Raw genomic sequence first — 21,304 nt, 5'->3', positions numbered from 1 at the left:
CTCCTCAGCCGAGGCGGGCGGCGAGCGCGCGACCGAGGTCCCGGCCGGAGCGCCAGGCGCTCTGCACACGGGGGGTGCCGAACGCGTCACCGGCCAGGCCGATCCCGTCCGCGTCGAGGTGGTGGGTGACCTCGGTGGGCTCGCCGGTCGGCTTGGCGTACGTCCAGCGGTGCACATGCACGTCGGCGGCCTCGTCGGGCAGCCCGAGCAGGTCCCGTACGGCCTGCTCGATCGCCGGACCGGCGGCGGAGGGCTGGGCCAGGTGCCCGGCGGCGAACTCCGGCACGGTGTGCGCGACCAGCACCGGCGCGTCGTCGCCGCGCCGGTCGCCGTCGTCGCAGATCAGGCTGAGCACCGGATGGTCGTTGACGAACGCGCCCCGGAAGGTCGGCCAGCGCCGGGCCGAGAAGCGCAGCACCGCGGAGAGCGTCGGCGACCAGGTCTGCGCCTGCACGACTCGGGTGGCGTCGGCCAGGGCCGGATCGAGCAGCAGGGCCGCCTGCGGTCCCGGCATGGCCAGGACGACCGCCGCGTACGCCTCGCCGTCGACCGTCGGCCCGGGTTCCACGGCCAGCACCAACCGGTCCACGGTCACCGGCACCGGACGGGCCAGGTGTTCGACGAGCGACCGCAGCCCGCGTGGGGCGGCGTACCGCAGCGGGCCGGGCACCTCGTGCCGGCCGTTCGTGTCGTACGCCCAGAAGGTGTCGGTCCACTCGCGGACCAGACCGGCGGTCCGCCACTCGTCGACGACGGCGACGAAGTCCGGGTCGCCGGCGGTGAAGTACGCCGCGCCGATGTCGGCGGGCCGGCCGTCGAAGCGTTTGCTGGCCATCCGGCCGCCGCTGACGTGCCCCCGTTCGCGGACCTGCACGGGCACCCCGGCGCGGTTCAGCTCCACGGCGCACGCCACCCCGGCGATGCCCGACCCGACCACCAGCACACCTGATGAGTTGACGCTCACCCGATGATCGTAGGGGCATGAACCGGAGAGGATCGGGGTACTGGCACACCTGTTCGAAGAAAGGGTGATGAGGATGACGGACCGTAGCAACGACCAGGCCGACCCGCGCGGCGCGATCAAGGACCCGGACGAGTGGGTCACCGGCGACGAGCCGCCCACGGCGGCCCAGGAGTCGTACCTGGCCACGTTGGCCCGGGAGGCGGACGCGACGCTGCCGGACGACCTGACCAAGGCCGAGGCCTCCAAGCGGATCGACGAACTCCAGGCCGAGACGGGTCGCGGCCAGTAGCTCAGCGCCGGGGCAGGGTGTGCAGGCGTACGGAGGTAAGGCTCCCCCGGGTCGTCTCGGCCTCCAGATAGGTGGCGTACGGCTGGGATCGACGGTCGGTGGGCGACCCGGGGTTGAGCAGGCGCAGCCCGGTGGGGGCCACGGTGTCCCAGGGGATGTGCGAGTGCCCGAACACCAGCAGGTCGACGTCGGGGAAGCGGGCCGCGCACCGCGCTTCCCGGCCGGTGCGCGGACCCGTCTCGTGCACCACGGCGACCCGTAGCCCGTCGAGGTCGACGCGGGCCACCTCGGGCAGCCGGGCGCGCAACTCCGGCCCGTCGTTGTTGCCGTACACGCCGACGAGCCGCCGCGCGCGGGCGGTCATCGCGTCGAGCAGCGACTCGTCGACCCAGTCGCCGGCGTGCAGCACGACGTCGGCCGCCTCGATCGCCGTCCACAGCCGCTCCGGGAGGTCCCGGGCCCGCTTCGGCAGATGCGTGTCCGCCGTGAGCACCAGTCTCATGCCGGCATCATTCCCCGGTACGGGGGTGACGTGCTCAGCGGGGCGCCGGGGTGAAGAAGGCGGGCGGCATGCCCAGACTGCGCAGTGCCGAGTCCTCCTCGACGTCGGAGAGCACACCGGCCGCGTTGATCAGACCGATGTGCGAGAAGGCCTGGGGAAAGTTGCCCAACTGCTCCCCGGTCTGCGGGTCGATCTGCTCGGCGAAGAGTCCCAGATCGTTGAGCCGGCCGAGCAGCGTCTCGAACAACTCGTGCGCCCGGTCCCGTTCGCCGGCCAGCGCCAGGCAGCAGACCAGCCAGAACGAACAGATGAGGAACCCCGCCGGGTCGCCGTCCCAGCGTCGTAGCAGGCCGTCGTGGGACAGCCTGGTCTCCACCGCGCGGATCGTCGAGCGCATCCGCTCGTCGTCGGCCGGCAGGAACCCCACAAGTGGCATCACGAGCACCGACGCGTCCAGGTCGTCGGACTCATAACTTCCGGTGTACGCCCCGACGCGCTCGTTCCAGCCCCGTTCGAGCACCTCGGCACGGACCTTGTCGCGGGCGTCCGCCCAGCGGGCCACGTCCTGCGGGTCCCCCAGCCGTTCGCCGAACCGGACCGCCCGGTCCAACGCCGACCAGCAGTGCACCTTCGAGGACACGTGGTGGCGTTCGATCCCGCGTTCCTCCCACATCCCGGCGTCCGGCAGCGGCCAGTCTCGGGCCGCCTTGTCGGCGAGGGAGCGCAGCAGGTGGTAGACGTCCGGCTCCAACGGCTCCAGCCGGTCGCGCATCAGCCAGGCCGCGTCCATCGCCTCGCCGAAGATGTCGGTCTGCCGCTGCCGCCACGCGTCGTTCCCGATCATCACGGGCGGGCTGTCGCGGTAGCCGGCGAGTTGGTCGAGGCGGTGTTCGGTGAGGTCCCGCTCGCCCAGCACCCCGTACATGATGGGTACCGGCTCCTCGTCGATCCGGCCCATGGCCCGGCCCATCCAGGCGAACTGCCGCTGCACCTCGTCGAAGCACGCGGTCCGCCACAGCGCCCGCAGGGTCAGGCTGAAGTCGCGCACCCAGACGTAGCGGTAGTCGTAGTTCCGGTCCCCGCCGAGCTTCTCCGGCAGCGAGGTCGTCACCGCGGCGACCACCGCGCCGCTGGGCCGGTACGTCATGCCCTGCACCACCAACGCGCTGCGCCGTACGTGCTCGGCGTAGATCCCGTGGTACTCGTGCTTGCGGACCCAGGAGCGCCAGCCCTCGGCGGTGTCGGCGATGGTCCGGTCGGCGTCGGGCACCTGCGGCCGGGGCGAGTCGTAGGTCGGGGCGTACCCGAGGGTGAAGTTGTGGATCGTGCCGGCGCGGACGGTGAACGTGGCGGCGGCCTCGCCGTCGCCGCAGGTCAGCCGTACCGTCCCGACCAGGGCGAGCCGGCTGGCCCCGCCGACCGCCTCCAGGGCGCCGTCCCGCTCGACGAGGAACGGCGTGGTACGGCCGTACTCGAACCGGGGTCGGTAGTGGACCCGCATCGGCACCTCGCCGGAGCGCCCTCGCACACTGCGGACCAGCACCTGCGGCGAGCGGTAGCCGATGTCGTGCTCGCGCGCGCCCGGCTCCAGGGCGAGCGCGTCGGTCACCTCCACCTCGCCCTGTGCGGTACGGAAGACGGTCCGCAGCACCAGGGTGTCGTCGAGGTAGTGGCGTTCGACGGTGTAGTCGTCGGTCTCCGGCCGGATCGACCAGTGCCCGGCGTCCTCGCCGAGCAGCCGCGCGAACACCGACGGGGCGTCGAACCGGCCGGGGCACCACCAGTTCACCGACCCGGCGTGGTCCACCAGCGCCGCGCTGCGGCCGTCCGCGATAAACCCGTGGTCGCTGATCTTTGCGGTCTGCACCCGACTGCCTACCCGGGCCTTCCGCGCGCATGCCTCCCCGCGCCGCGGCACCCACCTGCCGCCCCGGCGTTACCGCTCGGCACTGGCGGGAAACCGGGCGGCTGACGAGGGAGGATGCTCATGACCTCAGCAGCTTCGGGGCCGACCGCCGCCTGGCGGCCCGGCGCATCCAGTGGTGACGTGCTTCCGTCCGGCCCGGCCGGCCGCCCGGCCACGCCCGGCGCGGACGGGCACGGGCCGGAGGGCGGCCCGCCCACCGTGACGATCGGCTCGTATCCGGACTATCCGTCGGCACAGAAGGTGGTCGACTACCTGGCGGACAACCGCTTCCCGGTGGAGCACACCGCCATCGTCGGCACGAACCTGACGCTTGTCGAGACGGTGCTCGGACGCATGACGACGGGCCGCGCGGCCCTGCTCGGCGCCGGCACCGGCGCCTGGTTCGGGCTCTTCATCGGCCTGCTGTTCGGCATCTTCACGGTCGGCAACTGGCTGGCGGTGATCCTGGTCGGGCTGGTCATCGGCGCGATCTGGGGTGCCGTGTTCGGCGCGGTCGCGCATGCCATGACCGGCGGGCAGCGCGACTTCACCTCGGCCAGTTCACTGCGCGCGGGCCAGTACGCGGTAACTGTCGACGCGCAGCTAGCCGACCAGGCAAGACAGCTCCTGGCCCGAATGCAGATGCCCGGCTCCCGCTGACCGCGCGCCGCGCCCCGCGCCGCCGCCGCCACCCCGCCGCCGCCACCCCGCCGCCGATCTTGCACTTTCTGCGGTACCAAAATGGTGCAGAACTGTGCATTTCACCGACCGAAAGTGCAAGATCGGCGCGCGCCCGGGGGCGGGCGGCGTGGGTCCGTTGAGGGTTCAGTAGTTGGTTTTGGCGACCTCGCGGCGGCAGGATTGGGCGAGGTTCATGTCCTTCTCGACGTCGCCCGGGTCGTCGGGCGATCCCCGGTAGCCGTAGCTCGACCCGTCGGGCGACAGCTCGACGTCGACGCCCTTGGCCTTCAGGCACTTGACGACGGCGTAGGTGAAATCACGGGCCTTCGGGTTGGTGGGGTCCTCCTCCCAGGGCGGGAGCGGGTTCAGGGGCTCGCACGCCTTGTTGGCGGCCTCCCGGGCGGCGTCGCTGACGGCCGGCTTGCGCTTCTGCCGGATCGCGATGACGTCGAGGCCGTGCTCCTTGAGGCAGTCGTCGTAGGGCTTCCGCTTGGCGGCCCGGTCCGCGTCGGTGTCGTCGAGGCGGAAACGCGGTGCCTCGACGGTCGGTGACGCCTTCGGCGCTGGCGACGCGGCGGTCGCCGTCTGGAGGGTGGCGACGTCGGGCTGCCCTGCCCCGGTCTCCGCCCCGCCGGAGTCACATCCGGCGGTCACCGTCGCGATGACCGCGGCGCACACCAGTAGCGCCGTGCGATGCCTCGCCATGCTGTCCTCTTTCCCGTCGTGTGACCGATTCGGCCTCACCCTGGCGCAGGCATGTCAGGAAGCTGTCAGCTCGGTGTTCGTAACCGGTTCTGCTGCTCGCGGGTCACTCGTGGTACGCCAGTTCACCGGCGCGCAACGGGACCTCGACGCGGTTCTCGGGTGGCGCGAGCGGGCAGGCCCAGCGGTCGTCGTACGCGCAGCTCGGGTTGTAGAGGTAGTTGGCGTCCAGCCGAACCCGGTCACCGGGCAGCAGTTCGACGCCCCGGCCGAAGGTGCCCTTGACCGTGTCGGTGAGGTACCGGCCCCCGCCGTACGTGTCGCGTCCGCAGGTGCCGTCGCGCAGCGGCACGAACAGCCCACCCCCGTACGCCTCGATCCACCACAGCGTGAGCGGACCCCACGACGTCTCGGCCACCGCCACCCGCCGGTAGTTCACCACCCCGTCCGGGCCGCCGGTGTCGATGCTCAGCTCCCCGCTGGCCGCCCGCAGGGGTGCCTCGACGACGGCCGCCGGGTTGGGTGGGAAGTAGCGCACGCCCCGGAAGGCGGGCCGCTCGTCGGGCGGGATGGGGCTCTGCGGGTGGGTGGCGAAGAGGTCGTCGCGGCCGGCGCGGAAGCCGGCCAGGTCGACGTCGGAGAGGTACAGCCGGGCCACCCGCTCCCGCCAGTCGGCCAACTCAAGATCCTGCACACACCGAGCCTAGGCCGTCGCGGTCGGTCAGCTCACGGCTGCGGCCAGTTGCGCAGCAGGGAATCAAGGGCATCGAGGGTACGGGCCCACGAGTCGTCCGTCGGGCGCGGCGTGTGCCGGAAGCTGCCGGTCCGCTCCAGGCTCACGAAGCCGTGGAAGGTGCTGTGCATCATCCGGATCGCGTCGGTCTGGTCGGGCTCGGCGAGCCGGTAGCCGCGCAGGATGGCCCGGGTCATCTCCGAGTGCCGGATGCCCGCGCTCGCGGCGGCCGTCTCGGGGTCGAGGTCGATCTGCATGGCCGCGTACCGGCCCGGGTGCCGCCTCGCGTAGTCCCGGTACGCGTTGGCGAAGGCGACGAGGGCGTCCTTGCCGGCCCGGCCGGCGAGCGCGTCGGCGACCTGGTCGGCCAGCTCGGCGAGCGCCAGCAGGGCGATCCGGACGCGCAGGTCGTGGGCGTTCTTGAGGTGGAAGTAGAGGCTCGCGTCCTTCACGCCGAAGTGCCGCGCGAGGGCGGCGACGGTCACGTTCTCGACGCCCACCTCGTCGGCCAGGTCGGCCGCCACCTGGGTCAACCGCTCCACCGTCAGACCGGCACGTGCCACGCGCCACACCCCTCAATCTAGCCTTGATAATCGTTTGCCTAGGAGAGCTAGGCTACTACCTATGCTAGCCATCACCGAACCCGCCATCCGCGCCTCCTTCGTCAACGTCACGCAGGGCGAGGCGAAGCGGATGGCTCTGCCGGGCGATCTCGACACGTACCCCTGGGAGGACCTCGACTTCCTCGGCTGGCGGGACCCCGCCGCGCCGCAGCGGGCGTACCTGGTCGCCGAGACCGACGACGGCCCCGTCGGGGTCGCGCTGCGGGTGGCCCCGCAGCAGACCGGACGGGTCCGGCGGAGCATGTGCTCCTTCTGCCTGACGACCCACACCGGCGACGGCGTGTCCCTGATGACCGCCCGCAAGGCCGGCCGCGAGGGCCGGCAGGGCAACACCGTCGGCGCGTACGTCTGCTCCGACCTGGCCTGCTCGCTCTACCTGCGGGGCAAGAAGGCCGCCGGACGGCGGATCGACGAGACCATCACCCTCACCGAGAAGATCGACCGCACCACCGGCCACCTGGCCGCGTTCCTGCGCCGGGTCACCGAGTAACCGGCGGCTACTCAGGCATGCTCTTACCCAGGGAGAGACCGGCGTCGGTGTAGCCGTGCCGACGGTAGAAGCGCACCGCGCCGACGTTGCGGTGGTGGATGCCGGCCGACAGATACGTGATCCCGCGGTCGCCTGCCCACCGTTCGGCCGCCGCCAGCAACGCTGATCCCACCCCGAGCCCTCGGACATGGGGCAGCACCACCGTGTGGACCTGGGCCGACGGCTCAGGACGCAGGATCTGATGGTCGGGCGGGTCGGGATGCCGCAGCACTTCGACCATCCCGACCACCTGACCGTCGTGCCCCTCAGCGACGAGGACAGCATGCCGCCCGGCCTCGTCGGCCACCGTTTCCGTGAAGTGGCGAACTACCGCGCCGCGCGGCGGGACGCGGTAGGTGGCAGCGTCGAGCGCGATGTGCGCCTCAGCGTTGGCCAGACGCAACTCCACCAGTGACGCGAGATCCGCCAACCTCGCTGGCCGAACCGTTGGCTGGGTCTCCTGCATCATCCCGATCCTAGGGTCGGAGGCAGTCGCTCGGGCAGCCCGACCATGACCACCAGGACAGGGCCCGGGCTGGTGCCACGTACGTGATCCGTCCTGTCCGACCTGCTTCACGACCAGGCCGACGTCGCGCCGCCCCAGGTTGGCGTGCACCCTGTCGAGCTGCCCCAGATCTGGTCCGACGACTCGCAACGCGCGGTCGGCGCGCCCTGCCCCATTTCCGGGGCAGCTCGACAGCGTCGCCACAAGGCGAGCAGCCTCCGCCCGGAGGCCTACCCTGCCTGGGCTGGGCGTCGGGCGGCTAGCGGTCGGTGGCCAGGCGGGCGTGCAGGTGCTCGTCGTAGCGGCGGCCGTCGCCGTACCGGTACGACTCGCGCAGCGTGCCCTCGGCGGCGTAGCCGGCCCGGTCGGCGACCCGGCAGGACGCCGGGTTGGCGACGGCGTGGCACAGCTCGATCCGGTGCAGCCGGAGGTTGTCGAACGCCCACGCGGTGAGCCGAGCGACGGCTCGGGTCGCGACACCGCGCCCGCGCGCCGCCGGCATCGTCCAGTAACCGATCGAGGCGTCGCCGTGGCGGATGTGGTGCAGCGACACCGAGCCGAGCAGTTCCCCGTCACCGGCGTCGGCCACCGCCAGAGAGGCATGGTCACCGGCCGACCAGTCGGCCCGGCGACGCACCCAGAGCAGGGCTACCTGGCCGTCGATCGGGCCGTCGCCCTGCGGGTTCCACTGGGCGATGGCCGGGTCACGCAGGGCGTCGAGCACCGCCGGGGCGTCCGCGTCCCGCCACGGTCGCAACAGCAGGTCGTCGGCGGCCAACTCCACGTATTCCACGAGGCCGGAGTCTGGCACATGCAACGCCGGTCCCGCCGGCCGATTACCCACCACCTACTTCAAAGCTGTACGAAGCGAGCCTCGATCCGGACAGACGTGACGTAGACAACCCGCAACACCACTAGTTAAATTTTTAACTAGTGCTATCGTCGTGGGCGTGACAGAGCGCCTGGACAGCACCCGAGCGGCGGCCTGGCGCGCCTACATCGAGGCCAGCCAGCGCCTGTTCACCCAGATGGAAGACGACCTGCGTGCCGACAGCGACCTCAGCTTCGCCGACTACCACGTACTGGTCCTGCTCTCCGAAGCGCCGGGGCAACGGCTGCGGATGGGCGAGCTGGCCGGTCGCCTGGTCTTCTCCCCCAGCCGCCTCACGTACCAGATCTCCTCGATGCAGCGACGCGGCCTGGTCAGCAAGGAGCCCTGCCCGGACGACCGGCGTGGCAGCGAAGCCGTGCTCACCGCCGCCGGGCTGCTCACCCTGACCGAGGCCGCGCCGCACCACCTGGCGTCGGTGCGTACCCATCTGATGGACGACCTCGACGACGCCGAGGTCGCCTGCCTCACCCGGATCTTCGACCGGCTCGGCCGCCGCCTGCGGGCGGCCGCGACCACGTCGAACACCCACGCCTCACGCTAAGGAGCCCCGCGATGCCCGCGATCACCGTTGACAACGTTCTCGTCCTGCCCCGCCTGCCCAAGCTCCACAAGGCCACCACGATCCGCAAGGTCCGCAAGGTGACCACCGCGCCCAGCGGCTTCGAGGGCGAGGGCTTCCCGGTCCGCCGGGCCTTCGCCGGGGTGTCGACGACCGACCTGGACCCGTTCATCCACCTCGACCAGATGGGTGAGGTGGACTACGCGCCGGGTGAGCCGAAGGGCACCCCGTGGCACCCGCACCGCGGCTTCGAGACCGTCACGTACATCATCGACGGCGTCTTCGACCACCAGGACTCGCAGGGCGGCGGTGGCACCATCACCGACGGCGACACCCAGTGGATGACGGCCGGCAGCGGCCTGCTGCACATCGAGGCGCCGCCGGAGCACCTGGTGATGAGCGGTGGCCTCTTCCACGGCACGCAGCTCTGGGTCAACCTGCCCCGCAAGGCCAAGATGAACCCGCCCCAGTACCAGGACATCCGGGGCCGCGAGTCGGCACTGCTCACCACCGAGGACGGCGGCGCGCTGATCCGGGTCATCGCCGGTGAGATCGCCGGGCACAAGGGCCCGGGCTCCACGTTCACGCCGATCACCATCAGCCACGTCACCGTCCAGCCCGGCGCGCAGGTCGACCTGCCCTGGAACCCCAACTTCAACGCCCTGGTGTACGTGCTCGGCGGGCGCGGCACCGTCGGCGCCGAGCGCCGGCCGGTGCACACCGGCCAGCTCGCGGTCCACGGTCCGGGTAGCGCGCTGCGCTTCAGCGCCAACGCCACGCAGGACAGCAACACCCCGGCGCTGGACCTTTACATCATGGGCGGGCAGCCCATCCGGGAGCCGGTGGCGCAGTACGGGCCGTTCGTGATGAACACCCGCGACGAACTGCTCCAGGCGTTCGAGGACTTCAAGGCCGGCCGCCTCGGCGTCATCCCCACCGAGCGCATCCCGCACACCGACGGCAAGCGCCCGCGCCCCTGACCCCGATCATGCGAAACGCCCCCGGAGCGATCCGGGGGCGTTTCGCGTAGTACCGGTCAGGCCGCCGCGTGGGCCTTCGCCATGTCGACGAACGCCCGCCACTGCACCGGACCGAAGGCCAGCGTCCCACCGTCACGGTCCTTCGTGTCGCGGACAAGGACGACACCGGGGAGATTGTCGGCGACCTCGACGCAGTCGCCGCCGTTGTTGCCGCTCTTGGTGCTCTTGCGCCACCGCGCGCCGGTCATGTCCATGATGATGCCGCTTCCCTGATGAGATCGAGAGACTGCGTCCGGAACGCTAATAGCGGTCAGGCCGCCTTGTGAGCCTTCGCCATGTCTACGAACGCCCGCCAGGCCGCCGGGCTGAAAACCAGCGCAGGGCCGGTCTGGTCCTTCGAGTCCCGAACGCCAACGACGCCGGACAGGTTGTCGGCAACCTCGACACAGTCGCCACCATTGGCGCTGCTACGGGTGCTCTTGCGCCAGATGGCGCCGGTCAGCTCCATGTCCCCGCCACTTCCCTTATGAGTTGGATCGACTGCTCATGAGACAGTGCCATGCCGCGCACGTTCTCCCATGCTGCCATCAGAGCAACCAGTTCCGCAGGCTCGGACGCCACCTGACCGTGGAGCTGTGTGTCGAGATAGCCTGCGGTTCGATTGTCGGCGCTGCTCGCAATCACGAATGGGCCGGAAAGACCAGCGTATGCACCGGCAGACAGAGGCACCACATGGACGCGTACGTGCGGCAGGCGCTCCGTTCCCACCAGCGATTCGAGTTGCTCCCGCATCACCTCGGGGCTGCCCACGCAGCGTCGTAGGACCCCCTCGTCCACGACGGACGTCAACCACGGCGGGCCGTCCTTGGCGAGCACCGACTGACGAGACATCCGGGCTGCTACTCGCCGCTCGACTTCGTCGGAGGTGAGCTGCCCGGCCGAGGTGAACAGTGCGCGTGCGTACCGCTCGACCTGAAGCAGACCGGGCAGGACGAGCGGCTGGTAGGAGCGCAGGGAGTGCGCCTCGCGCTCGATCACCTCCCAGGGGCGGAACCAAGCGAGATCACGTGTCCGACGGTTTGTGTCCGGCCATATGTCGGACACAGCGCAACCGAGTGCCCCCGCCGCAGCAGTCCGGTGTGCCTGATGCGGGATTCGGCCCTCGCGCAACCATCGATCCGTTGTCTTGGGGTCAACACCGATGCGTCCGGCCAGGGATTCTGTTGTGTGGCCGGACCTTTGCAGCGCCACCCGCAGCGCGTCATTCACCACGACACCTCCGGGCACAGTGGATTTCTGGACACCATACCGACACGGGCTGTTTCTGTCCGACTACAGATGGCACGTTTGGCCCAGACGGCGCGGCCGGTAGGGACCCGAACCCGGCGGACGCGTTCGTACCGGGGTCGCCCCTGCCGGGCGAGCACTCACGGGGGCGGCCCCTTCCCACGACGACGACGCGAAGGAGGCACTGTGCGCTTCACGTTCTGCCGTAGCGAAGCCGTCCCGATGGTGGGCCGTCCGATCCGGACACAACGGGCGATCTGGGGTTGGTCGTGATCTCCGCGCAGGTGTCCGGCCCCGAGCGTGGGCCGGTCGCGGACCGTCCGCGCCGGCGCGGCCAGGCCCCGCCGCACACGCCTTTACGGCCGCACTGGGCCTGCCGCGCCGACGGCCAGCCGTGGCCGTGCGCTACCGCGCGACTCATGCTCAAGGCAGAGTACGAGAACAAGATGCCGAGCCTGTCGATCTACCTGGCCGGGCTGCTGTACGAGGCGATGCGGGACCTGTACCACCTCAACCCGCACGACGGGCCGAGCCCCCGAGCCCTGTACGACAGGTTCGTCGGATGGGGACCATTCCGCAGGTCCATCGACGAGCCGTCGACCTCGCACCGCGACACCTAGAACGGCAGCCCACGTTCGGGATCGCATGCATTCCTGCCCCTCAGCCAGGTAGGCAGCGCGGCCGGATCATATGCACGATCCCGGGTCGTCGGCCGAGCCGATGATGACGTAGAGGGCCCGTCGCAACTGTGCGACCTCGGCCGCCGCGATGGCCCGGACCGCGTCGGCCTCCCGAGCTTCGGTGCCGGCTGCGACAGCCGCCCGCGTCGCATCGCCTTTCGGGGTGAGGGCGACGATGCGGGCTCGCCGGTCTCGCGGGTTGACGCGCCGTACGACGAGTTCCATGCGCTCCAGCCGGTCGATCTCCGCGGTGAGAGTCGTCTTGTCCATGCCGAGGGCTTGCCCGAGTTCGACCTGGGTGAGATCGGCGGTCTTGTGCAGAGCGCTGAGGACGATGTGGTCACGCAGCGACAGGCCGTGGCGTTCTGCTTCCGCGCCGACGAGTGCGTGCATCCGTTGGGCCGCCCGGTGCAGCAGCCACGTGAGCTCGGAGTCAGGCCCCGGTCCCAGTGTGGGGCGCGGCGGTGCCTCGTCGTCGATCGTCGGATCGGGGCGGCTCGAAGCGGGTGAGGCAGGCATGGTCACGGTGTCACGCTCGGAAACCGGGACGGCAGGAGCGGGATGCTGTCGTAGGCGGCGACATCGTGGGCCGGAACGACCTGCAACACGCGGCTGAGGGCGATGCTGCGCTGCAGACCGACCCGGACGGATTTCGCGTCGACATCGGCGACGCGGCGCATCAACCACGGGCGTTCCGCACCACGGGAAATGCCGTCCATCTGCCAGGTGAGGTCGCCGATGAACGCGTACCGCTGCCCGGAGGGCAGCGTGACGAACACGACGACAGAACCCGAGGTGTGCCCCGCAGCGAGGGCCACGATCACCGAGCCGTCTCCGTAGAAGTCGAAACTCGCCGGAAAGCCGAGATACTCCGGGCCGTCGAAGACGTACTCCCGGATCTCCAGGCCCTGCGACACCGCGCGGAACACCCTGCCGTGCGTGTCGTCGGCGCCGTACCGGATCTCGGCCTCGTTGATCCACACCGGCACCCGCAGCGAGTCCAGGCCGCTGACATGATCCCAGTGCACGTGCGTGACGAGCACGCCCAGTAGTCGGGACCGGTCATAGCCGGCCGCATCGAGTTGCTGCGCCGCGGTCCGGCCGAGCCGGTGGGGAGCACGCTCCATGCGCGCCAGCATTGTGATGTGCTCCGCCACGTGCTCACCGAACCCGGCGTCGATGAGCAGGTCGCCCTCTGGGTGGGAGATGAGCACGGCGGTGGCCGCGAAATCCCGCTTGTCCCGAATGGACCCTCCGGTCACGGCGAACACCGCTCGCGTCGTGTAGGTGCCGGTGGGCAGCCGGTACAGCGCCATGTCGGCCGGCGGCGTCGCCTCGGGCAGCGGGCCTGTCCAGTACGAGGAAGGTGAGATGACCACACCCGAAACCGTACGACCCGAGACCGTCCGAGTCAAGAACGTCTTATCCAGGAGGATCGGCTGTCATCCTGCATACGGTCTGCCGCCGCGCCACCCTGATCCACCGGAAAGCGTCAAGACCGTCAGGCCCTCGGTCAGCGCCCTGATGCGAGTGCTCCACCGCCGAGCGCGTGGTGGCGCACGTCGGGTCAGACCAGCCGGAGGACCTCTACGAGCTGGGAGAAGGCCGGGGTAACGATCCGCCACGAGCACTGCTGCGGATCGGTCCAGAAGTCGCTGGCCACGACCTGGGGGTCGGCGGCATCGGTGCGATAGTCGAGGGCCATTGCGACGTCGTCACCGGGGATGCGGTTGACCGCAATCAACACTGCCTGCTCCGCGTCGAGCCAGGGCAGCTCGACGCTGGCGGTGGCGGTGCTGCCGCGTGCCTCCCGGAAGAGGTGCGACGACGGTGGGTCGTCGGCGAACATGGCGAGCGATCTACTCTCGCGGCGCATCCACTCGACGCTGGTGAGGAAGTCCAGCGGAGATTCGAACCAGGGCATGAGATCGCGGAGAACCTCGTCACCTGGATGCCGCCAGTGGCCGGCGTTGAGCAGTTCGGTCATCAAGGCAGGCAGCACCAGACCGTTGACGTGTAAGGGGTTCTCGACGCGCACGTCTTGTCAGCCCTTCGCAAAGGTACGGAGGGTGTCGTAGAACGTGGTCTTCGGCCACGGTGGAGTCTCCGGGGCGGCTTTCCAGGTGAGGTGGACGAGTGCCCAGCGTTCGGGAAGCTGGACGAGGATGTCGTCCGACGCCTGCGACCTGGCAACGATACTGACGGGTTGGCCGTGCAGTGGATGGCCAGGCGCCACCTCGACGAGAAGTTCGGCATGCAGCGCCTGGCGTTGCCGGAGTTCGAGGGCTGTGTCCCCTTGGAGGTCCCACCACGAGTCGCCGAGGGTGGGTCGCGTATCCACACCCCCATCCTCGCCCATCCCGACGGCCACGCCCCCGCCCGCCCGCTCCCCCACGCCCGCCGATCTTGCACTTTCTGCTCGGTCATAAGGGCCCAAATCAGCTCATCCCGGCAACCAAAAGTGCAAGATCGGCGCGGTCCTGTATCGGCGCAGTGCTGTACCGGCGCGGTCCTGTACCCGCGCGGCGCTGCCCCTGCACGGTCGCACCTAGCAAGATCTGAGCAACTTCACTGCTCCTGCTGTCTCACGCCTACTCGAAGCAGCAACATCAGTGAACTTGCTCAGATCTTGGTCCCGAGGACGCGGGCGCGGGGCGGTCCGAGCGCCGTGATCCACTCCAGGTCGGCGATGTGGGGGCATCCCACCGCGAGGAAGCCCCGACATCGGCGATCTGGTGACGATCAAGGCGTCGGGGCCAGCCGGAGCCCCAGCCGCGCGCCTCAGGAGACCGCGAAAATCCCCGCTACGCCCAGGATCACCATCAGCAACACCGCTACCAGCGCCCCCCGTTCGCTCTCCACCGCCGGCTCGCGGTACTCGTTCACGGGGTTCGTCGTCTCGCGGGGCATGGTGTGGCCTCCTCGGCTGTTGTCGCTGCTCGCGTGGCGTCATCCAGGTCACCGGTCGGGCGGCCCGGCATGCGGACCCGCGTCGGGGGTCCTACCGTGAGGACGTTGTCGACCTCCGGGGGGATGGAACGGTGCCGTTGCAGGAGTGGTTCCTCACCGCGCAGGAGCGTGCCAACCCGGTCTCTGAATTACCCGTCTGGACCAGCGGAAACCTCGCCGAGCCGTTGATTCACGGCGCGGCGTACTTCGACCGGCTGGTCGAGGAGGTTGAGGCGTTGACCGCCGGCGACCACCTCTTCTTCACCGACTGGCGGGGTGACCCGGACCAGCGGCTGCGCCCGGACGGACCGACCGTGGCGCAGCTTTTCGCCCAGGCCGCCCAGCGCGGGGTGGTGGTCAAGGGGCTGATCTGGCGCTCGCACCTGGACGTGCTGGCCTACAGCGAGGCGGAGAACCGCAACCTCAGCGAGACGATCTCGGCGGCCGGCGGTGAGGTGCTGCTCGACCAGCGGGTGCGCCGGGGCGGCTCACACCACCAGAAGCTGGTGGTGCTGCGACACCTGAATGCCCCGGAACGGGACATCGCCTTCGCGGGCGGGATCGACCTGTGCCACAGCCGGCGGGACGACGCCACGCACGGCGGCGATCCGCAGCCGGTGCAGATGTCCTCCCGGTACGGCCCGAATCCGCCCTGGCACGACGTGCAGCTCGCGGTGCGTGGACCGGTGGTGGGCGCGCTGGACACCCTGTTCCGGGAGCGCTGGACCGACCCGATGCCGCTGGACTCGGAGAACCCGGCGGCCTATGTGCGGGACCGGCTGCGCGGCGCGGACCTGCGGCCGGATCCGCTGCCCGAGCAGCCTCCCGCCCCGCCCGAGTGTGGGCCGCACCAGATCCAGGTGCTGCGCACCTACCCGGCCGTGCGGCCGCGCTACTCGTTCGCCCCGGACGGCGAGCGGACCGTCGCCCGGGGCTACACCAAGGCGGTACAGCGCGCCCGCCGCCTCATCTACCTGGAGGACCAGTACCTCTGGTCGACCGAGGTGGCGAACCTGTTCGCCCAGGCGCTCCGGGAGAACCCGGAGCTGCACCTGGTGGCCGTGGTGCCCCGGCACCCGGACGTGGACGGCAAGCTCGCCCTGCCACCCAACATGGTCGGCCGGGAGCAGGCGCTGTCGCTGTGCGAGCGCGCCGCGCCGGACCGGGTGCACGTCTTCGACGTGGAGAACCACGCCGGCACCCCGGTCTACGTGCACGCGAAGGTCTGCGTGGTCGACGACGTCTGGGCCAGCGTGGGCAGCGACAACTTCAACCGCCGCTCCTGGACCCACGACAGCGAGCTGTCCTGCGCCGTACTCGACGACACGCGTGACGAGCGGACACCCACCGACCCGGCGGGCCTCGGCGACGGGGCCCGCGCCTTCGCCCGGGACCTGCGGCTACGGCTCTGGCGCGAGCACCTGGACCGCGATCCGGACGGCGCCGACGACGCCGACCTGCTCGACCCGGCCGACGCCGTCGCGGCCGTCACGGCCGCGGCCGACAAACTGCAACAGTGGTACGACGAAGGTCAGGTCGGCGAGCGTCCGCCCGGCCGGCTGCGCCCCCACCGCCCCGAGCGGCTGCCCTGGTTCACGCGTGCCTGGGCGCTGCCGGTGTACCGGCTGGTCTACGACCCGGACGGCAGGCCGCTGCGCGCGAGGTTGGCCGGCACCTGGTGAGCCGGCCGGGTCGGCTCGGGCAGGCCGGCGCCGCCCGGGTGCACGCTCAGCCCTCCGGGGTAGGCGAACGACGAGCGCGGTGAGAAGTAGCCGAACCCGATGATCAATGGGTTGGCGGGGCGCAGCGCGTACATCGGGTGCCGGGGTTGCAGGAACTCCACCGACTCGATCTCGAACGGCGTGACCGGCTCCGCCACGTACGGGTAGACCGAGCTGAGTAGCTGACCGTCCCGGCGGGTGAAGTAGCGGTGGTGCCCGCTGCTGATGACGTGCCCGGTCTGTCCCACCCGGCAGCGGGCCCGGATCAGCGGCACGCCCTCCGCCTCGGTCTCGGAGAGCAGCGCCTCGCCGTCCAGTTGGATCGTGGTCCGGCCGGCCAGCACCGGAGCGCCGCGCGCGGTGGCGTACTCGCGGACGATTCGGCTGGAGGCCACGTAGTGGGTCCACCAGCCGCCCGGGCTCAGGCCGCCGGGCGCGTCGACGCCGGCCAGCGAGACGCCGAGGTACGTCAACGAGTACGCGCCGAAGCCGGAGGTCTGCGTCTCGTCCTCGACGACGTACTGGTTGAGGAACACCTGCCGGTCGGCACGGGGGCACAATCCGGTGGGCACCAGAGCGGCGACCGCGTCGGGGTCCGCAGGCAACCAGCTGAAGTACAGGGTGTGGCTGTTCACGACGAGCTGGGGAGCGGCTGGATCGAGCATGGTGCCTCCGAACCGGGTGTCTACTCCGCGACGCTACGGCCGGTCCCATCAGCGGGACAACGACGGATAGTCGACACAGCTGCCCGGTTGTCGGATTTCATGTTGACCGGTCGGTGGAGGGTCACCCTCCGACCGGTCGGGCGCACCCGGATGACCGGATGCCGCAGGATCGCCCCGGAAAAACGGGTAAGGGTCCTCACAACCCACACGACCGTCGCCACCTATGGGTGATTTGTGGCGTGACACACCTTAAGTACATCAACCTTTCGGCTAGATTTCCGGGAGCCGATCAGGTTAAGGTGACTCCCGAACGGCCCAACTGAAGCTAAACCGAAGCGCCACTTCTTTTTGTCCGCGGACGAGGTGCAGGGAGGACCACCATGACCGCGTCAACGATCACCGAGCAGGCGAGCAGCACGACAGCCGAGCAGACCAGCACCACCAAGCTCGACCCGCGGGCGCTCACCGACAGCGCCGCCGATCTCCTCAACGCGATGGCCGCCCTACCCGCCAACCACCCGTCGCGCGCCGCGCTGCGCGACCGCGCGATCGAGGCCTGGCTGCCGCTGGCCAACCACCTCGCCCACCGCTACAGCGGGCGGGGCGAGCCGACCGACGACCTGGCGCAGACCGCCGCCGTCGGCCTGATCAAGGCCATCGACAAGTTCGACCCGACGCGCGGCGTCGACTTCGCCGGTTACGCGATCCCCACCATCATCGGTGAGCTCAAGCGGCACTTCCGCGACCGCACCTGGGACATCCGGGTACCGCGTCGTCTCCAGGAGCTGCGCCTGGCCATCTCCGACGCCAACAGCTCGCTGCTGCAGACCCTCGGCCGCTCGCCGACGGTCGCCGACATCGCCGCCCACCTCAAGCTCACCGAGGAAGAGGTCCTGGAGGGACTGGAAGGCGCCCGCGCGTACAACGCGGTGTCGCTGTCCACCCCGACCGGCGACGGTGACCGGGCCACCGAGCTGGGCGACATGCTCGGCGGTGAGGACAACGAGTTCGAGCTGGCCGAGCTGCGGGTCGCTCTCGGCCCGGCGCTCGCCACCCTGGACGAGCGGGAGCAGAAGATCCTGACCCTGCGGTTCTACGGCAACCTGACCCAGTCGCAGATCGCCGACCAGATCGGCGTCTCGCAGATGCACGTGTCCCGGCTGCTCGCCCGGGCGCTGACCAAGCTGCGGGGCCAGCTCGACGGCACCTACTAAGGGCTTCACGATCGGGGGCGGGTCAGCGTCGCCCCGGTCCTCGATCGTGTGAAACACCGGCCGGGTCGCTTCCCTTCGGGGCGGCGGCCCGGCCGTTCGCGTCCGGCCCACCCGCCATGGCGGCCCGGGAGCCGGCCGGCGAAGCGGCCCGAGGCCAGACCGGCCAAGCGGCAAGGAGCCAGACCACCGAAGCGGCCCGGGGCCGGGCCGGCACGTCGAGCCTGCCGGGGCCCGGTGCGAGACTGGGCCGTGCTCTCCGACGTGACCCTGGACCTGCCGGTCCGCCCGGCGTTGCCGGCGCTGCTCGGCGCGCTCGACGCGGCCGGTGCTGCCGTCCTGGTCGCGCCGCCGGGCACCGGCAAGACCACCCTCGCGCCGCTGGCGGTGGCCGACCGGGTCGACGGCCGGGTGGTGATCGCCCAGCCCCGCCGGGTGGCGGCGCGCGCCGCGGCCCGGCGGATGGCCGACCTGCTCGGCGAGCGCGTCGGCGACCGGGTCGGCTACGCGGTCCGTGGCGAGCGGCGGATCTCCCCCGCCACCCGGATCGAGGTGGTGACCACCGGCCTGCTGGTCCGTCGGCTGCACCACGACCCCGAGCTGCCCGGCACCGGCGCGGTACTGCTCGACGAGTGCCACGAGCGACAGCTCGACGCCGACCTGGCGCTGGCCTTCTCGGTGGAGGCCCGGGCCACGCTCCGGCCCGACCTGTGGCTCCTCGCCATGTCCGCCACGCCGGACACCGACCGGTTCGCCGCGCTGCTCGGCGGGAGCGCCCCGGCCCCGGTGGTCCGTGCCGAGTCGGCGCTACACCCGGTGCAGCGGATCTGGACGCCGCCGCCCCGGCCCGTCGCGCCGCCCGGGGCCGGCCCGGTGGACCGCGCCCTGCTCGACCACGTGGCCGCCACCGTCCGGCGGGCGCTGCGCGAGCAGGACGGCGATGTACTGGTCTTCCTGCCCGGGGCCGGTGAGATCGCGGCGGTCGCCGGACGGCTCGCCGACCTGCGGGACACCGTCGCGCTACTACCCCTGCACGGCCGTCAGCGCGGGGCCGAGCAGGACGCGGCCCTGCGGCCCCGGACCGACGACCGGCGGCGCGTGGTGCTCTCCACCGCGCTGGCCGAGACCAGCCTCACCGTGCCGGGCGTACGGACGGTGGTCGACGCCGGGCTGTCCCGGGTGCCCCGCATCGACCTGGCCCGTGGACTGGGCGCGCTGGTCACCGTGCCGGTCTCCCGGGCCGCCGCCACCCAGCGGGCCGGCCGGGCCGGCCGCGAGGCACCCGGGTACGTCTACCGCTGCTGGTCCGAAGCCACCCACGAGCGGCTGCCCGCCCGGCCGGAGCCGGAGATCGCCACCGCCGACCTGACCGGGTTCGCGTTGGAGCTGGCCGCCTGGGGCAGCCCGGACGGCGTCGGGCTGGCGCTGCCCGACCCGCCGCCCGCCGCGGCGATGACGGTCGCCCGGGACACCCTGGAAACGCTTGGCGCGATCGACGGGACGGGCCGGATCACCGGGCGGGGGCGGGCCATCGCCTCCGCCGGGGCACACCCACGACTGGCAAGGGCGCTGCTCGACGCCGCCGACCGGGTCGGCGCCGACCGGGCGGCCGAGGTGGTCGCCCTGCTCGCCGAGGAGAGCGCCGCCGGGCCGGGCGACGACCTGGTGGCCGGCTGGCGTCGCCTGCGCGCCGGAGTCGACGCGGGAGCCACCGCCCGCTGGCGTGCCGAGGTACGTCGCCTGCGCGCCGCTCTCCCCGCCAGCGCCTCGGACGGAAACGCCGCCGGCCCCGGACCTGCTCGGACAGCCGCCGCGCCGCGCACCTCGACGCCGGCCGGCACCTCGACGCCGGCCGGCACCTCGTCGCTGCCGCGCACCTCGACGCCGGCCGGCACCGGCGCGACTTCTCGGTCCGGCGCGCCCGCTGCCCGCGACCAGCTGACCGACGATCTCGCCGCCGGGCTGGTCGTCGGTCTGGCGTACCCCGAGCGGTTGGCCCGGGTGCGGCGGCCGGGCGGAACGTCGTACCTCATGACGGGCGGGACCGCCGCGGAGCTGGCGGCCGGGTCTCAGCTGGCCGGTGCCGACTGGCTCGCGGTGGCGGTCGCGGACCGTCGCCCCGGCGCGCCCTCGGCGCGGATCCGCCGCGCCACGCCGCTGGACGAGGCGACCGCCCGGGAGGCGGCGGGCCCGCTGCTGTCGACGCTCCGGGAGGTGGGCTGGTCCGACGGGGACGTGGTGGCCCGGGAGGTGACCCGACTGGGCGCGATCGAGCTGGTGGCGCGGCGACTGGACCGCCCGGACCGGGCGGAGGTCGCGGCGGCGCTGCTCACCGGCCTGCGTCAGGAGGGGTTGGGTCTGCTGCCGTGGACCCCGGCGGCGCGTGGGCTGCGCGAGCGGATGGCGTTCTGCCGGCTGCACCTCGACGCCGCGTGGCCGGACGTCGACGACGAGGCGCTGCTCGCCGCCCTGCCGACGTGGCTGGGGCCGGAGCTGGCCGCCGCCCGGCGGCGTGCCGACCTGAACCGGGTCGACGTGACCTCGGCGCTGCGCCGGCTGCTGCCCTGGGCGCAGGCCGCGCACCTGGACGAGTTGGCGCCCGAGCGGATCGAGGTCCCCAGCGGCTCCCGCGTCCGGGTGGACTACGCCGACCCGGCCGCGCCGGTGCTCGCGGTCAAGCTCCAGGAGACGTTCGGCTGGGCGACGGCCCCGCGCATCGCCGGTGGTCGGGTGCCGGTGCTGCTGCACCTGCTCTCCCCCGCCGGCCGGCCGGTGGCGGTCACCGCGGACCTCGCGTCGTTCTGGCGGACCGGCTATCCCCAGGTCCGCGCCGAACTGCGGGGTCGCTATCCACGCCATCCGTGGCCCGAGGACCCGGACACCGCCACGCCCACCCGGCGGGCCGCGCCGCGCCGTCGCTGAGGAG

At 71.6% G+C, this 21,304-nt stretch carries 26 protein-coding genes; 9 read left to right on the top strand and 17 right to left on the bottom strand.

Going from position 1 to position 21,304, the window contains the following annotated elements; translation table 11 throughout:
- Positions 1 to 4: 4 nt before the first annotated feature.
- Complete coding sequence (locus ACN263_RS09650; RefSeq protein WP_422740653.1) at positions 5 to 943, bottom strand: NAD(P)/FAD-dependent oxidoreductase; 939 nt, start codon at positions 941 to 943, stop codon at positions 5 to 7.
- A gap of 94 nt (positions 944 to 1,037) precedes the next feature.
- On the opposite strand from ACN263_RS09650, the gene ACN263_RS09645 reads away from it, so the two are divergent.
- Positions 1,038 to 1,253, top strand: a complete 216-nt coding sequence (locus ACN263_RS09645) for a DUF3072 domain-containing protein (RefSeq protein WP_357119772.1) — start codon at positions 1,038 to 1,040, stop codon at positions 1,251 to 1,253.
- Position 1,254: 1 nt separating this feature from the next.
- Here the strand turns inward: ACN263_RS09645 and ACN263_RS09640 are convergent, their stop codons facing one another.
- Both ACN263_RS09640 and ACN263_RS09635 read right to left on the bottom strand, forming a co-directional pair.
- On the bottom strand, positions 1,255 to 1,755 hold the full coding sequence (locus ACN263_RS09640; RefSeq protein ID WP_422739463.1) for a metallophosphoesterase family protein: 501 nt from the start codon (positions 1,753 to 1,755) through the stop codon (positions 1,255 to 1,257).
- Positions 1,756 to 1,789: 34 nt separating this feature from the next.
- Positions 1,790 to 3,622, bottom strand: a complete 1,833-nt coding sequence (locus ACN263_RS09635) for a glycoside hydrolase family 15 protein (RefSeq protein WP_422739462.1) — start codon at positions 3,620 to 3,622, stop codon at positions 1,790 to 1,792.
- 120 nt (positions 3,623 to 3,742) lie between these two features.
- Between ACN263_RS09635 and ACN263_RS09630 the strand changes: the two genes are divergently transcribed.
- Entirely contained in the window at positions 3,743 to 4,321 is a 579-nt protein-coding gene (locus tag ACN263_RS09630; RefSeq protein ID WP_422739461.1) for a general stress protein, read from the top strand.
- Between the two features lie 165 nt (positions 4,322 to 4,486).
- Here ACN263_RS09630 and ACN263_RS09625 read toward each other — a convergent pair whose 3' ends face one another.
- The 3 genes from ACN263_RS09625 to ACN263_RS09615 all read right to left on the bottom strand — a co-directional run bounded on the left by ACN263_RS09625 (position 4,487) and on the right by ACN263_RS09615 (position 6,340).
- Positions 4,487 to 5,047, bottom strand: coding sequence for a hypothetical protein (locus tag ACN263_RS09625; RefSeq protein WP_422739460.1), 561 nt, complete (start codon positions 5,045 to 5,047; stop codon positions 4,487 to 4,489).
- Between the two features lie 103 nt (positions 5,048 to 5,150).
- Positions 5,151 to 5,738, bottom strand: a complete 588-nt coding sequence (locus ACN263_RS09620; RefSeq protein WP_422739459.1) for a DUF1684 domain-containing protein — start codon at positions 5,736 to 5,738, stop codon at positions 5,151 to 5,153.
- 32 nt (positions 5,739 to 5,770) lie between these two features.
- Positions 5,771 to 6,340, bottom strand: coding sequence for a TetR/AcrR family transcriptional regulator (locus tag ACN263_RS09615; protein WP_422739458.1), 570 nt, complete (start codon positions 6,338 to 6,340; stop codon positions 5,771 to 5,773).
- Between the two features lie 61 nt (positions 6,341 to 6,401).
- On the opposite strand from ACN263_RS09615, the gene ACN263_RS09610 reads away from it, so the two are divergent.
- Positions 6,402 to 6,890: an FBP domain-containing protein gene (locus tag ACN263_RS09610; protein WP_422739457.1), complete on the top strand. Its 489-nt coding sequence runs from the start codon at positions 6,402 to 6,404 to the stop codon at positions 6,888 to 6,890.
- A 7-nt stretch (positions 6,891 to 6,897) separates the two neighbouring features.
- Here ACN263_RS09610 and ACN263_RS09605 read toward each other — a convergent pair whose 3' ends face one another.
- Together ACN263_RS09605 and ACN263_RS09600 are read right to left on the bottom strand one after the other, a co-directional pair.
- Positions 6,898 to 7,395 (bottom strand): GNAT family N-acetyltransferase, encoded by a 498-nt coding sequence (locus ACN263_RS09605; RefSeq protein ID WP_422739456.1) that lies wholly within the window; start codon positions 7,393 to 7,395, stop codon positions 6,898 to 6,900.
- 298 nt (positions 7,396 to 7,693) lie between these two features.
- The gene (locus ACN263_RS09600; RefSeq protein ID WP_422739455.1) at positions 7,694 to 8,227 is read right to left on the bottom strand and encodes a GNAT family N-acetyltransferase; all 534 of its coding nucleotides are present in this window, start codon (positions 8,225 to 8,227) and stop codon (positions 7,694 to 7,696) included.
- Between the two features lie 157 nt (positions 8,228 to 8,384).
- Here ACN263_RS09600 and ACN263_RS09595 point away from each other — a divergent pair, with 157 nt between their 5' ends.
- Both ACN263_RS09595 and ACN263_RS09590 read left to right on the top strand, forming a co-directional pair.
- On the top strand, positions 8,385 to 8,867 hold the full coding sequence (locus ACN263_RS09595) for a MarR family winged helix-turn-helix transcriptional regulator (RefSeq protein ID WP_422739454.1): 483 nt from the start codon (positions 8,385 to 8,387) through the stop codon (positions 8,865 to 8,867).
- Between the two features lie 11 nt (positions 8,868 to 8,878).
- Positions 8,879 to 9,865 carry a pirin family protein gene (locus ACN263_RS09590; RefSeq protein ID WP_422739453.1) on the top strand — a complete coding sequence of 329 codons (987 nt, stop codon included), beginning with the start codon at positions 8,879 to 8,881 and terminating at the stop codon, positions 9,863 to 9,865.
- A gap of 56 nt (positions 9,866 to 9,921) precedes the next feature.
- Here ACN263_RS09590 and ACN263_RS09585 read toward each other — a convergent pair whose 3' ends face one another.
- From ACN263_RS09585 to ACN263_RS09575, 3 genes are all read right to left on the bottom strand, one after another.
- Entirely contained in the window at positions 9,922 to 10,113 is a 192-nt protein-coding gene (locus ACN263_RS09585; RefSeq protein WP_422739452.1) for a DUF397 domain-containing protein, read from the bottom strand.
- 62 nt (positions 10,114 to 10,175) lie between these two features.
- Positions 10,176 to 10,373 (bottom strand): DUF397 domain-containing protein, encoded by a 198-nt coding sequence (locus ACN263_RS09580; protein WP_422739451.1) that lies wholly within the window; start codon positions 10,371 to 10,373, stop codon positions 10,176 to 10,178.
- The gene (locus ACN263_RS09575) at positions 10,364 to 11,134 is read right to left on the bottom strand and encodes a DUF5753 domain-containing protein (RefSeq protein ID WP_422739450.1); all 771 of its coding nucleotides are present in this window, start codon (positions 11,132 to 11,134) and stop codon (positions 10,364 to 10,366) included. Before ACN263_RS09575 ends, ACN263_RS09580 begins: the two co-directional genes overlap by 10 nt.
- Positions 11,135 to 11,421: 287 nt before the next feature.
- Between ACN263_RS09575 and ACN263_RS09570 the strand changes: the two genes are divergently transcribed.
- Positions 11,422 to 11,772, top strand: a complete 351-nt coding sequence (locus tag ACN263_RS09570; RefSeq protein ID WP_422739449.1) for a hypothetical protein — start codon at positions 11,422 to 11,424, stop codon at positions 11,770 to 11,772.
- 66 nt (positions 11,773 to 11,838) lie between these two features.
- Here the strand turns inward: ACN263_RS09570 and ACN263_RS09565 are convergent, their stop codons facing one another.
- From ACN263_RS09565 to ACN263_RS09545, 5 genes are all read right to left on the bottom strand, one after another.
- A complete protein-coding gene (locus ACN263_RS09565) occupies positions 11,839 to 12,351 on the bottom strand; it encodes a MarR family winged helix-turn-helix transcriptional regulator (RefSeq protein ID WP_422740651.1) in 513 nt (170 codons plus the stop codon).
- 2 nt (positions 12,352 to 12,353) lie between these two features.
- Complete coding sequence (locus ACN263_RS09560; RefSeq protein WP_422739448.1) at positions 12,354 to 13,103, bottom strand: MBL fold metallo-hydrolase; 750 nt, start codon at positions 13,101 to 13,103, stop codon at positions 12,354 to 12,356.
- A 296-nt stretch (positions 13,104 to 13,399) separates the two neighbouring features.
- Positions 13,400 to 13,870, bottom strand: a complete 471-nt coding sequence (locus ACN263_RS09555) for a hypothetical protein (RefSeq protein ID WP_422739447.1) — start codon at positions 13,868 to 13,870, stop codon at positions 13,400 to 13,402.
- 6 nt (positions 13,871 to 13,876) lie between these two features.
- The gene (locus ACN263_RS09550) at positions 13,877 to 14,173 is read right to left on the bottom strand and encodes a hypothetical protein (RefSeq protein WP_422739446.1); all 297 of its coding nucleotides are present in this window, start codon (positions 14,171 to 14,173) and stop codon (positions 13,877 to 13,879) included.
- Between the two features lie 440 nt (positions 14,174 to 14,613).
- On the bottom strand, positions 14,614 to 14,742 hold the full coding sequence (locus tag ACN263_RS09545) for a hypothetical protein (RefSeq protein ID WP_354973754.1): 129 nt from the start codon (positions 14,740 to 14,742) through the stop codon (positions 14,614 to 14,616).
- A 131-nt stretch (positions 14,743 to 14,873) separates the two neighbouring features.
- On the opposite strand from ACN263_RS09545, the gene ACN263_RS09540 reads away from it, so the two are divergent.
- Entirely contained in the window at positions 14,874 to 16,463 is a 1,590-nt protein-coding gene (locus ACN263_RS09540; protein WP_422739445.1) for a phospholipase D family protein, read from the top strand.
- On the opposite strand, the gene ACN263_RS09535 is transcribed toward ACN263_RS09540, so the two are convergent.
- Positions 16,412 to 17,167 (bottom strand): hypothetical protein, encoded by a 756-nt coding sequence (locus tag ACN263_RS09535; RefSeq protein WP_422739444.1) that lies wholly within the window; start codon positions 17,165 to 17,167, stop codon positions 16,412 to 16,414. The genes ACN263_RS09540 and ACN263_RS09535 overlap by 52 nt on opposite strands.
- A gap of 380 nt (positions 17,168 to 17,547) precedes the next feature.
- Between ACN263_RS09535 and ACN263_RS09530 the strand changes: the two genes are divergently transcribed.
- Both ACN263_RS09530 and ACN263_RS09525 read left to right on the top strand, forming a co-directional pair.
- On the top strand, positions 17,548 to 18,381 hold the full coding sequence (locus ACN263_RS09530) for a SigB/SigF/SigG family RNA polymerase sigma factor (protein WP_422739443.1): 834 nt from the start codon (positions 17,548 to 17,550) through the stop codon (positions 18,379 to 18,381).
- A gap of 249 nt (positions 18,382 to 18,630) precedes the next feature.
- Positions 18,631 to 21,300, top strand: a complete 2,670-nt coding sequence (locus tag ACN263_RS09525; protein ID WP_422740649.1) for an ATP-dependent RNA helicase — start codon at positions 18,631 to 18,633, stop codon at positions 21,298 to 21,300.
- Positions 21,301 to 21,304 lie beyond the last annotated feature (4 nt).

This window comes from Micromonospora sp. WMMD729, assembly GCF_049315225.1.
Taxonomy (GTDB): Bacteria; Actinomycetota; Actinomycetes; order Mycobacteriales; family Micromonosporaceae; genus Micromonospora.
The sequence above is the reverse complement of the archived record's forward strand: the minus strand, read 5'-3'. Positions and strand labels throughout refer to the sequence as shown.